This is a genomic window from Methanosarcina sp. DH1 (assembly GCF_020804205.1).
GTDB lineage: Archaea > Halobacteriota > Methanosarcinia > Methanosarcinales > Methanosarcinaceae > Methanosarcina > Methanosarcina vacuolata.
The window spans coordinates 71,499-87,215 of record NZ_WJBJ01000006.1; the positions used below are offsets into that span (position 1 = coordinate 71,499).

The 15,717-nt window shown below is 42.4% G+C and carries 8 protein-coding genes; 5 read left to right on the plus strand and 3 right to left on the minus strand.

What is annotated here, in order from left to right; genetic code table 11:
- Nucleotides 1-289 precede the first annotated feature (289 nt).
- Nucleotides 290-472: an adenylosuccinate synthetase gene (locus FXW07_RS03975; protein ID WP_255678618.1), complete on the plus strand. Its 183-nt coding sequence runs from the start codon at nt 290-292 to the stop codon at nt 470-472.
- Between the two features lie 167 nt (nt 473-639).
- Here FXW07_RS03975 and FXW07_RS03980 read toward each other — a convergent pair whose 3' ends face one another.
- The 3 genes from FXW07_RS03980 to FXW07_RS03990 all read right to left on the minus strand — a co-directional run bounded on the left by FXW07_RS03980 (nt 640) and on the right by FXW07_RS03990 (nt 7,420).
- Entirely contained in the window at nt 640-3,450 is a 2,811-nt protein-coding gene (locus FXW07_RS03980; RefSeq protein WP_229393852.1) for a DNA-directed DNA polymerase, read from the minus strand.
- 133 nt (nt 3,451-3,583) lie between these two features.
- Nucleotides 3,584-5,638, minus strand: a complete 2,055-nt coding sequence (locus FXW07_RS03985) for a putative cobaltochelatase (RefSeq protein WP_229393853.1) — start codon at nt 5,636-5,638, stop codon at nt 3,584-3,586.
- A 21-nt stretch (nt 5,639-5,659) separates the two neighbouring features.
- On the minus strand, nt 5,660-7,420 hold the full coding sequence (locus tag FXW07_RS03990; RefSeq protein WP_229393854.1) for an S-layer protein domain-containing protein: 1,761 nt from the start codon (nt 7,418-7,420) through the stop codon (nt 5,660-5,662).
- Nucleotides 7,421-7,927: 507 nt separating this feature from the next.
- Between FXW07_RS03990 and FXW07_RS03995 the strand changes: the two genes are divergently transcribed.
- From FXW07_RS03995 to cobN, 4 genes are read left to right on the plus strand one after another with little or no spacing between them, the layout of a single operon-like run.
- A complete protein-coding gene (locus tag FXW07_RS03995; protein ID WP_229393855.1) occupies nt 7,928-8,509 on the plus strand; it encodes a hypothetical protein in 582 nt (193 codons plus the stop codon).
- Nucleotides 8,510-8,538: 29 nt separating this feature from the next.
- On the plus strand, nt 8,539-10,089 hold the full coding sequence (locus tag FXW07_RS04000; protein ID WP_229393856.1) for a PQQ-binding-like beta-propeller repeat protein: 1,551 nt from the start codon (nt 8,539-8,541) through the stop codon (nt 10,087-10,089).
- Between the two features lie 4 nt (nt 10,090-10,093).
- Nucleotides 10,094-11,809, plus strand: coding sequence for a PQQ-binding-like beta-propeller repeat protein (locus tag FXW07_RS04005; protein WP_229393857.1), 1,716 nt, complete (start codon nt 10,094-10,096; stop codon nt 11,807-11,809).
- Between the two features lie 11 nt (nt 11,810-11,820).
- The gene (gene cobN, locus FXW07_RS04010) at nt 11,821-15,708 is read left to right on the plus strand and encodes a cobaltochelatase subunit CobN (RefSeq protein WP_229393858.1); all 3,888 of its coding nucleotides are present in this window, start codon (nt 11,821-11,823) and stop codon (nt 15,706-15,708) included.
- The last annotated feature ends 9 nt before the right edge of the window (nt 15,709-15,717 follow it).

Here is a 15,717-nt window from a genome sequence, read left to right on the forward strand (position 1 = left end):
ACACGGTTCATGTGTCGCGCATTCCCCAGTCTTCATACGGCGGAGGTCCTGAGTTCGAATCTCAGCGGGCCCACTTTTTTCTGATTAAGAAGTTTCTGATTTAGAGATTCAGGTTTTATAGACTTCCTTTCCTGACATTTCCATTTTTATTCAAGAATTTCTTCTGCAAAAAAGTCAAAATGCCTGCTAACAAAAGCATGGTCAAGATTTTTGATTTTATGAATAAAATAACATTTTTCCTGCTATCCTTTTTGGAGAATTACTCTGAATTTTAGTTAATTTTGGACTTTTGCGACGCTCTCACCGTTACAACGATCAGACATTGTCGGTTTTCCCGGAAACGAAAATATTGGATCAGGTTGAAGCAGAATATGAAACATTACTTGGATGGGGATGCACAACCACCGAAGTAGATAATTTTGAGGACTTACCCAAGAATGCAAAAGGTTATAAAAAGGATTTAAGAGTTTAGGGGATTTAAGTCAAATACATCAGAATCGGTCCGGCAAAAAAGAATGTTATAATCAGGTAATGTTATAATCAGGCAAGCTGTGTTTTCTCGACAGAATGCAAAGGTATAGAGCCCGAAACAATGGAATCCATCATGCAAAAACGAGTACAGGAGATTCCTGTGTTAATTTAAGTCCAATCGAACAGGGAACGCTGCTCTGCACGCCCGTTCTCCGGGCACTGGACTTTCTCTTCCTGTGTTATTCCTTTGCTTTTCCGTTGAGAAGAAACCTTTTCTTTTTCCTGTGTTTTTACTTCAGGCTTCTTAGCTTCAAAATCAAATAGTCCTTTTTGTTTGGAATCAAAGTCAAGTGAAGACATCTTAACCCCGAAAACCTCAAGAATACGTTCCACCGGAGGGAGTATCTGCTTCTTAATATAGTAATCGACATCTATCGGGATGTTTTTCTCCCTTACATAGTCAGGATCTTCAGCCCGATCAACAAAGAGTCCTTTTCCTGCGGTAATGACAAAAGGTATTCTTGTTCCTATAGAAGGTACGACCCCAGTCCTTTTTTTCAGATTTTCAGCAACCGTAAGGTGAGGCTGCTTGTTTTTATAGCTCTCAATTTTCCTTGTAAGGGTGCGTGTGAGAACAAGGCTTTCGATAATATCCGAGTCCTTTGCCGGATCGAGATTCCTCACCTTGCTGACTATCTGGCGGACATGCTCTACAGCCTGGTCAACATCACCTTTTATAAGCACAAGCTCAAGCACCCTGTTGAGAGTTATCGAGGTTAATTCACACCAGTCTCTCCGGACGGTTTCCATGCCTTTGACCTTAATCTTGTCTTCCCAACCTGAATTTTTTGGCTCGAAAAACCAGAGAGCATAGCGTTTCTTTGCAATAAGAAGGGCACGCTTCGCAATCGACTCAAATTCAAGTTCCATCGGGTCGGGCAAGGATGCAGAAACGATATTTGCAAGCCTGTTACCTATGAGGCTGACCTCTTCAAGAGAAAGATCTCCTCTGGATTTACAGTGGACAAAGACACTGTCAGTATCTCCGTAGGCAACCGACAGTTCAACTACCCTATCCTGGGGAGAGAGTTCTCCTGCTTCATCAAGGAGTAGAGCTGTTTTATTTCTGAGAATTATTTTTCCTATAGTGCTGTTAATAATTTCCCGCGTATTGATGATATTGTTTCTTCCAAAGCTGGTTACGGCGTTTGCAAGAGTCAGGCTGTAAAGCCTTGCCCGGGCATACCCGGAATAACCATAAAAGCTGTTTAACAGGATTTTCAAGGCGAGTTGAGTAGCATCGAGTACTCTATACTCATTTTCATTAGAGGTCCCTCTCATCCTTTTCTTTGTCTGTGTCCTCTTGTTAAGCAAATCTTCAAGGATAGAAGGCACGATTCCCTTGTAAACCTCGGACGGCACAAACTCTCCTCCCGACGGAGGTCTAATGGTCACACCATCTGACCTGTCACCCGTAACTACTGTAGTATAGCACAGGTTATGTGCCATCATTATAGTTGGGTAAAGAGACTTGTAGTCAAGAATAAGCACATTTTCCAGAAGGCCCTTCTTAGGCTCCAGGACTTCACCGCCCTTGAGATCGGAACTCATTTCATATCTCTCAGCCGAAACTCCGTCATCAGGCTTTGGAAGGAGAACTCTGTCGCGGAGCCCGAATTCTTTGAGAAGAAGCGTTTCAACCATTGAAGTCTGGCCTCCATCAACAACTTCCTGAAGCAGACTTCCACTTACCTGGGCAAGGGCGACATATTTGTCAAGGAGTTTCAAATTAAGAATAAGTTCCAGGGCAAGCTCTGCATCCCTGCGTGAGTAGTCAATGAATTTTTGGAATTTTTCCCCTGTATCGAGCCAGTACTCTTCCATTTCAAGAGGGGGAACATCCAGTTTTTCACGGCTTAGAAGTTCCTTTGAAACCGCTCGCAGGGTGTACTGCTTCAGACTGAAAGCCCTTCTTACCAGAGGAAGTGCATCCACAACCACCCGGCCTTTCATTTCGGTGCGGGTAATAAGCCCGAATTTTCTGTAACCTATTTTGCTGCCGTCCCGGCCGACAACGGGGTTTATTAATTTTCCTTCTGCAACCAGAGTTTTTACTCTATCCGTTATGTAAGGAATATCGAAATCCTGGTGATTATATCCAATTACAATGTCAGGGTCGTACTCACAGAAGATCTCGAAAAACTGATTTAGCATTTCAGTCTCGTCCGTGTAAGACCAAACATCGGAATTCAGATCCTTCACAGGTTTTGCCAGAAGCACAAGGGTTTTATGCCCTTTATACTCAGGCTCGAAAGAAAAGCTGATCATGATTATAGGCGAAACCTCAGGAGAAGGCATTCCTCCATCAAGAGGCAGACATTCAATATCAAAAGCAAGATACTTCAGTGGGGCTAGAGTAAGATTTTCAACTTTATTGAACCCGGACGCAAGGATTGAAGCATCGCATGTAAACTTATCACAGCGAGAACTGCCTGAACCATTTGTACGGATATATTTTGCAGGGTCAACGGCTTCTCCTTCTGTGGATACCCAGACCATACCTCCGAGATCTCTGTCAATTAAAAAACGATTTCTGAAGAGAATATCAGTCTCATAGACTTCCCATTTGCCTTCAGCCTTCAGCACTTCCTGAAGTTTTAGAATGTCGTCCCTGATCTCGGGAACCTCTCTGGGCAGGTGGGTAGTAACCCTGAGCATCTTTGTTTTTGTTTTCTGATACCCAATAGGCTCGAATTTTTCTACAATTTCTACTTTTTTAACTTGCGTGAAAGTATCTTCGATAAGCCTGGCTGCGGTATTAAGGTCTCCAGACGCCTTGAGATAAAAATAAGGTTCAAAATCGGGAACAAAACAGCAAATGCTCTTCCCGTCCGCTCCCCTGCCAAAGAGGCGGATTACGGGGCTGCTGTCATTAACGACTTCATAGTCTGCATCCAAGATCTGGAAATCCATAGGCATGGTTTAGGTTTTTAGATAGACATATATCTTTTGTTGTGTTTTTGAAAAATAGGATTCTATTTTTGAGAAAGCTATAAAATTTAATATGAAAAGTAAAGACTTTAAAGCTAAAAGTTTCAAGAAAAGAAGACCTTCAACTTGAAAAGCTTCCAGAAAGAACCGAAAATTCAAAAGGAGCTGAAGATCGAACAGCTTCAACTATTGAATCTGCCTTCAGGTCATCAAGTGCAAGATATCTGGCTCCAAGCGCACTGGAAATTTCCTGAGCAAGCCCGAATTTAATAATGCTGCTTTCCGTATCAATAACTGCCGATTGTATGCATTCTTTTCTGAACATGGAAGCTATTGTTTTTGTCTCCTGGAGAGGAGGTTCACCATTCATACTGACATTTGCCCTTCCATCAGAGATCAGAACCATAAACGGACAGGTATCAGGATCGCGTCGGAGTTCTGCCTGTATGGTTTCATATCCTTTCATAAGCCCATGGGAGAGGGGAGTCTTTCCTCCGGTTGGCAGCTCCTCCAGACACTTTTGTGCCATTTCCACACTGGACGTTGGCGGCAGCAACAGCTCTGCCCCTGCTCCCTTAAAAGCAATAAGCCCCACCTTATCACGTTTCTGGTAAGCGTCCATCAACATTGAAAGGACTGCACCTTTGGAAGCTATCATCCGCTGTTGAGCTCCCATAGAACCGCTGGCATCCACAACAAAGAGTACAAGGTTTCCTATCTTTTTCTCACGGACTTTTTGCCTGAAATCCGAGTCATGAATTACTATGGAGTTTCCATTTTTTTCCCTTAAAAGCTGGTAAGGTGCAGCTGCCCTCAGGGTAGCATCAAAAGCAAGATCCGTGGTTTTTTCCTCGGGAATTTTACTTTTAATATACCTACCCTGTTTGGACTTCGTCAGGGTTTTACTGCGCCGACCTGATCCATTTCGGTTATTTCGGAGAAAATCGGGAGAAAACTGCTTTATCTGGTAACTCTCTCCTGTTGCAAAAATAGTTTCGGAGGAAGCATCCGGTTGTTCACCGGTGCTGTCCTCTGGGTTATCTGATTTCTGCTCTTCGGGATGGGCCTGTTCTTTTCCTGACTGCTCGTTATGCTCTTTTTTTTGCTGTTCGTGTTTGTTTTTTTCTTTTTCCTTTTCTTTTTCCCTTTGTTTTTCTATACTCTCGTTGAGTTTATCCTGCTTATCAGAGTGATTATCAAACGGTTTTCTGCGCATACGGTGGGGAAGGACTAATTCTGCAGCTTCTTTTACATCCTCTTCAAGAACCTCAGTCCTGCCATTGAAAGCTGCAAGCGTGATTGAGGTTTTCATCATTGTGATGTCTGCCCTGTGCCCATCGACTCCCATATCAACGCAGATCTGGCTGATTAACTCAAGCATGTTATCTGAGATTTTTACTTCAGGAAGTAATTTCTGAGCCAGAAGAATCTGCCCGCAAAGCTCGGACTCTGCATCCTGCCAGCTTGCTGCAAAAGCTTCGGGATCGGTTTCATAACTGAGCCTGTATTTAATAAGTTCCACTCTTCTGGCTACATCCATTATCCCCTTAATATCTACGCATAAACCAAAACGGTCAAGTAACTGGGGTCGCAGTTCTCCTTCTTCAGGGTTCATGGTGCCTACAAGCACAAAATTTGCAGGGTGGGAGAAGGAAATTCCTTCTCTTTCAACAGTGTTTACTCCCATTGCTGCAGAGTCGAGGAGCACATCTACAAGATGGTCATCCAGAAGATTAATCTCATCCACATACAGGATACCCCTGTGAGCATGGGCAAGTACCCCGGGTTCAAAGCGCTTTTCCCCTTTTTTAATAGCATGCTCTATATCAAGAGTCCCTACAACCCGGTCTTCGGTAGCACTTACAGGCAGATCCACAACTTTCATTTTTATAGAAGAGCTTTTAAGAGTCCCAGCTTTTACCTTTTCCAGGCATTCTTCACACATTGCATTTATGTCATGAGGATTACAGCGGAATTTACAGCCTTCAACTACCTCGATTTCAGGAAGGAGATTAGCCAGTGCCCGGACGGCCGTTGACTTGGCAGTACCTTTTTCACCTCTGATCAGAACCCCTCCTACTTTAGGATTTATAGCGTTCAGGATCAGGGCTTTCTTCATTTTCTCCTGTCCGACTACTGCAGTAAAAGGGTAAATAGTAATGTTATGATTTTTCATGATTTAACCTCAATATATCTTTCAGTTTCCGAGAAGGTATTCTTCAACACTCATGGTCGGGATAGCATGCTGAGTGACTGTAGGAAGAACAGAATCCACCTTTTCCACTCTATTCATGAAGGGGAAAAAGGTAACATTGAGATTTTCTCCTGTCTTCTTTTCAAAAGATCCAAGGTGGATTTCTTCTGTAACCTCAAGGTCCGAACCAAAATTGAGAGCATTTTCATTTTCAAGCCGGATTTTAGGGGAAGTTTCAACAACAGTAAGTGACCCGAACATATCCCCGACCTTTATTTCAAGAGGGCTTTCGGAAAAGTGTAGAGGATATTTTAGGCTTACACCAGAGCTTCCGTTTCCTTCCAGGACATTATCCACATATACGGAAAAGAGGGGGACTTCAATACCATTTATTGTCTTATTGTACAGGAGAGTATGTTTACCCAGGTCAGCGGACTTCCCGGGAGAGATTATACTTGAGTAAACAGAAATATTATTTCTCAAAACCGCCAGGTGGACTTTATCCGAGTCTATACCATCTACTCTCAGGGTGTACCCTTCTCCAAGGTTCCACTCTTCCCCGGAATAGAGGCTTCTGCTATTGTCATCATCCAGAAGAACATTTATAAGTCCCTGATCGTTTCCAAGATATGCATATTTCTCACCATCCCATCCAAGTACAGAATATCCGCCATCAAAGGCGTTTTCCCCATAATTACTCATCTCCGGGTTTTTGTATGGAACCTTGACCGGTGAGGATTCATAAACCAGACCTCCTTCAGGAATCCAGTTGTCTTCAGCATTAAGATTAAGTTCAAGTCTTTCTGTACTGAAATTGTTTTCAAGGTCATAATAGAGCATACCAAAAGAATCAGCTGTCCAGACACAGGAGTCCGGAGAAGAATCCGAGCGGTTTACAGTTAAAGATGTACCTTTTATTTGATATGACTTGATAACGTCTTTAGTCATATTGTAAGAACATGCCCTGTATACATTATCAGCCACTCTGAAATCGATCAAATCTTCAAGGATTGTAACATAATCTCCAGGCTGCATCCTTATAGGCACTCTGTTTTTCAATTCGATCTTTTTATCTGTAGCCTCAGTGACTTCGAAATTACCATACTGGTCCCCAACGTTAATCTCAATAGGTGCAGTCGAATACTGGTTTACACTTGAGAGACTCACAATTGGGTCTTCACTGTCAAGAACCCGGCTAAGAGTTCCTTCAAGAACTGTATATTTAGTGCCGTTTATTGTAGCATTGAAGTTGAACTTTGAACCTTCTTCAAGAGATTTCGTAGTAACTGGAACGGAGTTTTGCTGAAGTTCAAGGAGAGCAGAATCATTGTTTACCCCCTGAAGCACCAGTTTGTAGCCATTTCCCAGGTCATAATCATTCCCCCGTTGAAGATCACGGCTTCCAAAGCTAACCAGGTTTTCAGTGATCAAACCATCTTCAAAGACCTTGTATTTCTTCCCAAAGAAAGCCGTTGAACCATAACTGATTTTTGAGGTATAAGTTGCATTTCCCGTATCAATAAGCCCGTCTTCAGAGAAATTAAGCTCCAACGACTCATAGTATGTGCCGGTAGAAGTTGAATAATAAAATCCAGGGCAATTTTCCCCATTAAGAATTGTATGTTCTCCGGCTGAAATACTTATAATAGGGCCTCGTTGTTCAATAGCACATTCCACAGGAGTAATAGCAATTAAAATTGCTAAAATAAACAAAATAATATAAAAACTGATAGAAATTCGGTTTTTTTTGTTACCATTAATCATAAATGTGAAAAATATTGTAGCAATATATATCAATTTCGTTTTTTTAAAGCGTATAAAAATTATATATTACAAAGATCCCCAAGATCAAAGAAAATATAAAGTAAATGAGGTTTACTTCCTAGAATACAGAGCCAAAATAAAATAATTAATTGGCATTATCTAGATTGGAATGTAAAAAGAGACCTCAAATTCGCATATAGTCGGCCAAGTGACCTGTTACGTAAAAATGACTATTTCAATTGACTGCGCATCTTGAGTCACATATATGCATACATAAATAGCGACAAAAGTAATACTTTTGATAGAAATCGTATTTTAAACTGAGATAAATATATCAAAATTAACTAATTAGAAACAGAAAATTGAGTAATTAAAGAGTAGTTAGTTTGTATTTGATAAAAATTTGTTCAAATATAGTAGCCATAATTTTTATTTTATTATTACTATATGAGATGAATATAGAATATTTTCGAAATGTTTATTAATCACTTATTATATGGGTCAATTATGATCTCCAGAAAGACTATAATATTCGGATTTATAGTCCTGAGCCTTGCAGGCTTGATAATTTATTTTCAAATAGCGCCAGAAAAAAAAACTGTGTATCAGGAAGACTTCAAAAACTGCAATTTTGAAGGCGAGTTTCTAAAATGCGAAGATGGGGCACTGTATTTTAAGACAACAAATTCAGCACAGACAGGGGAAGGGGTCTGGAGTAAAAATGTGAGCATATCTCCAGGAAAAATTTCCTGGAACTGGGAAGGACAGGATCTGGATAAATTCAGTCTCTGGTTAAAAGTGACATTCAGTGATCATAAATCTATTTACTATGTTGCAGCAGGAAGCATGAACCCGCAATCCGAAGGTGAATATTATAGGGATCAGGAAAACCGAAGGCGATTTTCACCATCGATTATAATCTCAGGAATCCCCAGGAGTACAGTTGAAAGAGATCTCGTTGAAGATTATAAACAATACTGCGGACCTGCTGAAAATATAAAGATTGAAAAATTGAGTGCAGGTTTTGGAGACAACAGTACGCAACATCAGAATATTCTGAGTATCTCAGACCTGAAGATATACGGATAACAATAAAAGGTAATCAAAGGAGTCTGAAAATGAAAAAGAATAGTGTTGTGCTGATACTTATATTTTCATTTATAGTTCTGATCTGTTCAGGATGCACCTCTTCACATATTGTAGCCTCCGATGAACAGGGAAATAACAGTAGTGAAGAGATATTGAAAAATGACAGTGTTCAGGAAAGCAGCCAGTTGAGTCAGAAAAATCTAACTTATTCGGAAAAATCTTCTCCTTACCTTTACTGGGAGTATGAACTTGGAGACATAAATCCAGAAAATCTCAGTGAAGGAAGATCAAATGTCCAGGACTGTGTGGCTTACTCTGAGGACGGAAAATATGTAGCTGTTGGGACCGGAAAAAAACTGGCAGTTATTGATGTGCCGAACAAAAAACTGCGATGGGAAAAGGCCTTAAAAGGAAACGTTTCAGACATTTCGTTCTCGAAAGACGGAAAGTATCTGCTCGCAGGGGAAAAGAGTACTGACGGATACATTTATTCTCTGGATGCTGGCACAGGAGCTGAAATCCACAGCTATAGAAGCGCTGATGACCTGGGAACCAGTACGAATCCAAAATATCAACCCTGCATATACAAAATAACGGCTGCTGACGATGATGTGTATATTGCAGCAGGCCGATACTGGAAAGAGTCCGGTTATAGTCTGGCTTCAAGAGTGTACAGGTTTAACCCGGATGGAACTCTTTCATGGAAATTACCGTCAACAGAAAACTACGCCCAGAGCGTAAACTGGATCGACTCAAGCCAGGACGGGAAAAATGTGGTTTTTTCAACCGGAGACTGGACAAATTCCCTTGGACTTGATGCAGTCGTCTATTCAGTGGATGACAGCGGAAATCTCCGCTGGAAATACGAAATTACGCCTCTTAAGCCTTACTTTGTTTCTGCAGCCATCTGGCACGGACTTGATATTTCAGATGACGGGTCCATGATAACTGCCTATACTGGAGATGGAAGAAAATACCTGTTTTATGATTCCGAGATGATGAACCCCGGAAACGGAAAAACCGCATGGGACATGAAAACCCAGGGAGACGGGAGGAACTCACGGGACACCTATGACTGGCAATCCAATGTAACAGTTCCAGAAGAGGTTGAGGGAAGCTACATCTATGCCTACGGGGAAGAAGCTAAAATTTCCAGTAAAAATGAGACGCTTTACCTTACAGGAGCCACGCTTCCTGCATATTATCCCGACAACGTATCGGTGGCACATCCCCTTGAGAACACTCTTGTATCAAGTGAGGCTGAGAAAGGAAACACGTCCTGGACTTATTCCCTTGGAGGACGCTGTGCAGGGATTTTCTTTTCTCCGGATACCAGATTCTTTGTCCTGCCAGTAGGGAAAGATTCGGCCTCAGGCAATACTCAGGTCCAAGGAATTCATGTTTTTGGCAACCAAAAATCCGGAAACGGACATTCAAGGTTAATCTGGAAATATAATACAGAAGGCGTTATTGTAGATGCTGCGATTTCTTCCAACTGCACAGTTGCTGCAGTTGAAGCCCCTCTAAAGCTTGAAAATGGGGATGTGATTGGAAAACACAGGTTAATAATTGTCAGGTGAGAAAATGAAATGGAAAATTTTGATAGTCCTGCTTATCCTAACTGTAATTACTGCCGGATGCACTGAAAAAAGCCAGGAGTCCGAGAACAGTAAAATTGCTCAGGTTTCCGAAGGTGTCCAGAGCGGGGATGAAAGTGGCAATTCCGAGGCTGGGGCACCCATAGATTCAATAGTATTTTCCAGGACCGGAGCTATGATTACTCTAAAAGAAGAGGCAGACATATCACAGGTAAAAATTTCTTCTGCCAATAGCTCTACCGAGTCAATAGATATTGAAAAAACGGAGAAACAGGTTTTTGCAGCTTTTGACTGGGAACCCGATACTCAATATAAGTTTGAAGTGATCACAGGCGACGGGGCAAAAAGTGATCTGGAAGTGTATGCACCTGAAAAACCTGCTTTGAAAGAAGAGTATGCTGTAACACTTGAGGATGTAACTCCCGGACCTATCGATAAAACCTCAGCAAATGTAGAGGGTGTGACAAAGTTTTCTCCTGACAGCAAATACCTTGCCATAGGAACTAATGGAGGGTCTCTAAAACTTATAGAACTTGCAACAGGTAAAAAAGTATGGGAAAAACAGCTTGTTGAAGGCATAGCTGATGCAAGAATTGCGGATATAGAATTCTCCGAGGACGGAAAAAGCCTGATTGTGGGAGAAGAAAGCCCTGATGCTTTTATCTATTGTTTTGATTTAAATGGCACGGAAATATGGAAATATGGAGCAGGACAAGACCTGGGCTCAGACCTTGACCATCTGCCAGCCATGAAAAAAATAAAACTGGATTCTGAGGGGAATATCTATGTTGCTGCCAGTAGAGCCTGCGGCTACATAGGAGAGAAATACAAGTACCTGGGTAAGGTTTATTCTTTTGACCCCAAAGGCAATTTGCGCTGGAAATTCCCTGAATCCGAATCTATGGACTCCGGAGTTACATGGATAGATAACACCCCTGACGGAAAATATGCTGTATTCGGAACCACCTGCTTTGCAAAAGCCGACAAATGGAAAGATGGAACTGTGCATGTTCTGGATGGGACCACCGGAAAAGAGTACTGGAACTATTCAATCCCGCCCCTTGAGCCATTTTTTGACTATTCTGCAATATGGTACAGTACCCGGATTACTCCTGATGGAGCAAACATAATAACAATGACCAGTGATGGACGAGCCTTTTTATTTGACAATTCCAAAATCATGGAAACCGGTGTACCCGAAGTAAAATGGGAGACAAACATTTCAACCCCTATTTTAGTAAGCGGAGTCCCGATTTACGGCAGTTCGAATTATGCCTATATTATCAACAATACCCTGATTTTCTCAATAGGCAGCACTTTCTCCAAAGACAAAAACAACGATGCTCCTATAGAACACCCCAACGGAAACAGCCTCTTTGCCTATGATACTGGCGGAAACCTGCTATGGAAATGGAGATTGGATGGCTATGCAGGGGAATGTGCACTGAATGACAGGTATCTAGTTATTCCTATAGCCCAGAACCTGGTGACCGAGGATAGAAATGTCCACGGAGTGTACGTCTTTGATATATCAAAAAGTGGAGGTTCAAACTCTAAACTTGTCCAGGTTTATAACACCAAAGGGATTACAGTAGCAGCTGATGTCTCACCTGACGGAAAATATATTGCAGCCCTGGAAGCCCCTGCAAGGCTTGATGACGGCACGGTGCTGGGAGAGTATAAAGTGCATGTTCTTACGTAAGAGGAAAAAACATGAAAATTGTTTCAATAACGTGGAATTCCTATATCCCTACTCTCCTCAAAGCCGCAGGAGACCTTGGCATAGAGCTTAAAGCCCACTATTCAAAGATTCTGGAAGATGATCCTGAAGAAGCTGAGAAAGTTCTTCTTGAATGCGAACATGCGGATGCGATCTTTCTATACTATATATCAAACCCTTTCTGGGAAGAGTTCTATGAAAAACTTGAACCGTTAAAAACGAGGGTACCTGTAATCTGTGTAGGGAGTGATCCCTCCTCATTTACCCTCTCTTCGGTGAAACTTGAGATTGCAGCTACATGTTTTTCTTACATAATATATGGAGGATTGGAAAACTTTGCCAATATGCTGCGCTATATCTTAAAGGAAGTATTAGGATGTGAGATTGAAACAAGACCTCCTGAAAAGATACCATGGGACGGGTTATATCATCCAGATGCAGAGAAAACATTCTCAAACATTGAAGAATATCTTAACTGGTACGGGCCTTTGAAAGATAAAACCGTAGGTCTGCTTATCTCCAGAACTTCCTGGGTAAATAATGAACTTGAGATCGAGAAAAACCTGATAAAAAAGTTAGAAGATCTCAACCTATCAGTTATCCCTATTTTTGCATATTCTTTGAAAGACGAGGAACTTGGAAGCAGGGGCATGGATGAGGTCATAGAGGACTATGTCATAGAAAACGGCAGACCCTTAATAGATTGTCTTATAAAACTTTCTCCTTTTTTTATTGCAAGCAGCAAAACTGAAAAAAGGAATACATCGTGTGCAGCAAAAGGTATAGAAGTACTGAGAAAACTTGACGTTCCTGTTTTCCAGCCTGTAATATCACATTATATGACTGTTGAAGAATGGCAGGAATCAATGGGGTTAAGCACTGAGATTGGATGGAATGTGGCCCTTCCCGAATTTGAAGGCGGAATTGAACCCATCATAATAGGAGCAGGCAAAAGAGAAGGAAATTACATGGGACGTTTTCCTATCGAAGACCGCTGCTCAAAACTTTCATCCAGAATTTTTAAATGGGCCGAACTCAGGAAAAAGCCGGTCAACCAGAGGAAAGTTGCCTTTATCCTTCACAACTATCCCTGTTCAGGTGTTGAAGGTTCTGTAGGGGGTGCTGCAAACCTTGATTCTCTCGAAAGCGTGGCAAGAATACTGAACCGAATGCAGGAAGAAGGCTATGCCGTCAATCCTCCTGAAGATGGAAAAGACCTTATTGAGACCATTCTCGAGAGAAAAGCAATTTCCGAGTTCAGATGGACTCCCATTAATGAGATAGTAAAGAACGGCGGAGCTCTGGCTTTTGTGGAAAAAGAAGAATATGAGAAATTCTTCAACACCCTGAGCCCAAAAGTAAGGCAGAGGGTAATTAATAGCTGGGGAAACCCTCCCGGAGAAGAGGTAGACGGCATTCCTGCTGCTATGGTATATGATAATAAGATCGTTGTGACAGGATTGCAGTATGGAAATGCCGTTGTTTGCGTGCAGCCAAAGCGAGGATGTGCAGGTTCCAGATGTGATGGAAAAGTCTGCAGGATCCTGCATGATCCGGATGTCCCGCCAACCCATCAGTACCTTGCAACTTACAGGTATCTTGAAAACACCTTCGGAGCCGATGTGCTCGTACATGTGGGGACCCATGGGAATCTTGAGTTTCTGCCTGGAAAAGGGGTTGGGCTTTCAGAAGATTGTTATCCTGACATAAGTATCGGGACTATCCCCCATCTTTATATTTATAATTCGGACAATCCCCCGGAAGGTACAATTGCAAAACGCAGAAGCCTCGCTTGCCTGATAGACCATATGCAGACTGTCATGACCTCGGGAGGGCTTTATGATGATCTGGCAGAACTTGACAGGCTGCTTGGAGAATACGAACAGGTGAAACACGACAAAGGGCGTGAACATGCCCTGAAGCACCTGATCCTTGACGAAATCAAAAAATCTAATCTGGATTCCGAGATAAAAGCCGATCATCAGACTCCTTTTGAAGAGATAATAAGAAAAGCTCACGAAGCTCTTGGAAAAATAAGAAACAGCCAGATCCACGATGGGATGCACATCTTTGGACAGGTCCCTGAAGGCGAGAAAAAAGTTGAATTCATAAACTCGATTTTAAGGTACGATGACAAGGGAAGTGTGGGAAACAAAGTCTCGATTAGAAGGTTGATCGCAGAACTTCTGGAACTTGACCTTGATGAACTGATATCTGACCAGAGCCGGATATCCGAAAACGGAAAATCAAATGGCCAGTTACTTGAAGAAATAGATTCTCTTTCTAAAGACTTTATAAGAACATTTATAGATAACCCGGAAAAAGAGCCAGCACTGATAATCAAAGAGATTTTTGAAGGAAAAAGCTCTGAAGAACAGAATAACAAAGAAAAAAGCTCTGAAGAACAGAATAACAAAGATCCGGGTATAAATTCCTCACTTCTTCAGGATGCTGCTTCGGTCTGCAGCAGGATTCTTGACCTTGAATCCAGAATAGACGACTCTCTTGAAATTGAAGCCCTTTTACACGGTTTTGATGGAGGATACATCCCTGCCGGCCCTTCAGGCCTTATCATGCGCGGAAGAGACGATGTGCTGCCAACAGGCAGAAATTTCTATTCACTTGACCCAAAAAAGATTCCAACAAAAGCCGCCTGGAGAGTGGGACGGCAACTCTCAGAGGTTCTGCTTAATAAGCACATAGAAGACGAAGGCCGGTATCCTGAAAATGTGGGATTTTACTGGATGGCAAATGATGTAATGTGGGCTGACGGAGAGGGAATGGCCCAGATTATGAGCTTGCTCGGGGTTGAACCAATCTGGCTCAGCAATGGACACCTGAAAGGGTTCTCTGTGATCCCCCTTGAAGAACTGGGCAGGCCCAGGATAGACATTACGATCCGGGTTTCCGGAATTCTGCGGGATAATTTTCCAAACTGTCTTGAGGTTATAGACGAAGCAATCCAGGCAGTAGCTTCCCTTGATGAACCTGAAGAGATGAATTATCCAAGGAAACACAGCCTTCAGATGATTGAAGAAGGAGTGGATTCCAGGGATGCTACTTTAAGGATCTTTTCGAGCAAACCCGGGACTTATTCAGCCGGGGTCCAGCTTGCAATCTATGCGAGTGCCTGGAAAGACGAAAAGGACCTGGCAGATATCTTCCTTTACTGGAATGGGTACGCCTACGGAAAAGACGCAAAAGGCAAGGAAGCTCACACTCAGCTTGCATCAAGCCTTAAGACTGTGGATGCCACCTTTAATAAAGTGGTAAGTGACGAGTACGACCTTTTAGGATGCTGCTGTTATTATGGAGTTCATGGGGGCCTTACGGCTGCAGCCAGGCAGGCTTCCGGGAAGGATGTAAAAGTCTACTTTGGAGATACAAGAGAGCCTCAGCATGTTGAAGTCCGGGACATGGCTGACGAAATGCGAAGAGTTGTAAGAACCAGGCTCTTAAATCCGAAATGGATCGAAGGCATGAAACAGCATGGATATAAAGGCGCACAGGACATTTCAAAAAGAGTGGGAAGAGTCTATGGCTGGGAAGCCTCCACCCAGGAAGTGGACGACTGGATTTTTGATGATATCACAAAAACCTTCGTGCTTGATGAAGAAATGCGTCGCTTCTTTGAAGAGAACAATCCCTATGCCCTCGAGGAAATGTCCAGACGGCTCCTTGAAGCACAGTCAAGAGGACTCTGGGACCCTGACCCCGAGCTTCTTGAAGAGTTAAAAAAATCCTATCTTGAGATTGAAAGCTGGATGGAAGAACTGGCAGGAGAAGGAGAATTTCAGGGTGGAGCTGTTGATATAATTAGTTCTGAAGATGTCCCTGACTGGGACGCAAAAATGAAGGAAATCCGAAAAATCCTCAAATAAGAAAAAAGG

Excerpts from the sequence above, each read along its gene's own strand:
- FXW07_RS04005 (WP_229393857.1), top strand. The coding sequence starts at position 10,094 with ATGAAATGGAAAATTTTGATAGTCCTGCTTATCCTAACTGTAATTACT.
- cobN (WP_229393858.1), top strand. The coding sequence starts at position 11,821 with ATGAAAATTGTTTCAATAACGTGGAATTCCTATATCCCTACTCTCCTC.
- FXW07_RS03990 (WP_229393854.1), bottom strand. The coding sequence starts at position 7,420 with ATGATTAATGGTAACAAAAAAAACCGAATTTCTATCAGTTTTTATATT.
- FXW07_RS03985 (WP_229393853.1), bottom strand. The coding sequence starts at position 5,638 with ATGAAAAATCATAACATTACTATTTACCCTTTTACTGCAGTAGTCGGA.
- FXW07_RS04000 (WP_229393856.1), top strand. The coding sequence starts at position 8,539 with ATGAAAAAGAATAGTGTTGTGCTGATACTTATATTTTCATTTATAGTT.
- FXW07_RS03980 (WP_229393852.1), bottom strand. The coding sequence starts at position 3,450 with ATGCCTATGGATTTCCAGATCTTGGATGCAGACTATGAAGTCGTTAAT.
- FXW07_RS03995 (WP_229393855.1), top strand. The coding sequence starts at position 7,928 with ATGATCTCCAGAAAGACTATAATATTCGGATTTATAGTCCTGAGCCTT.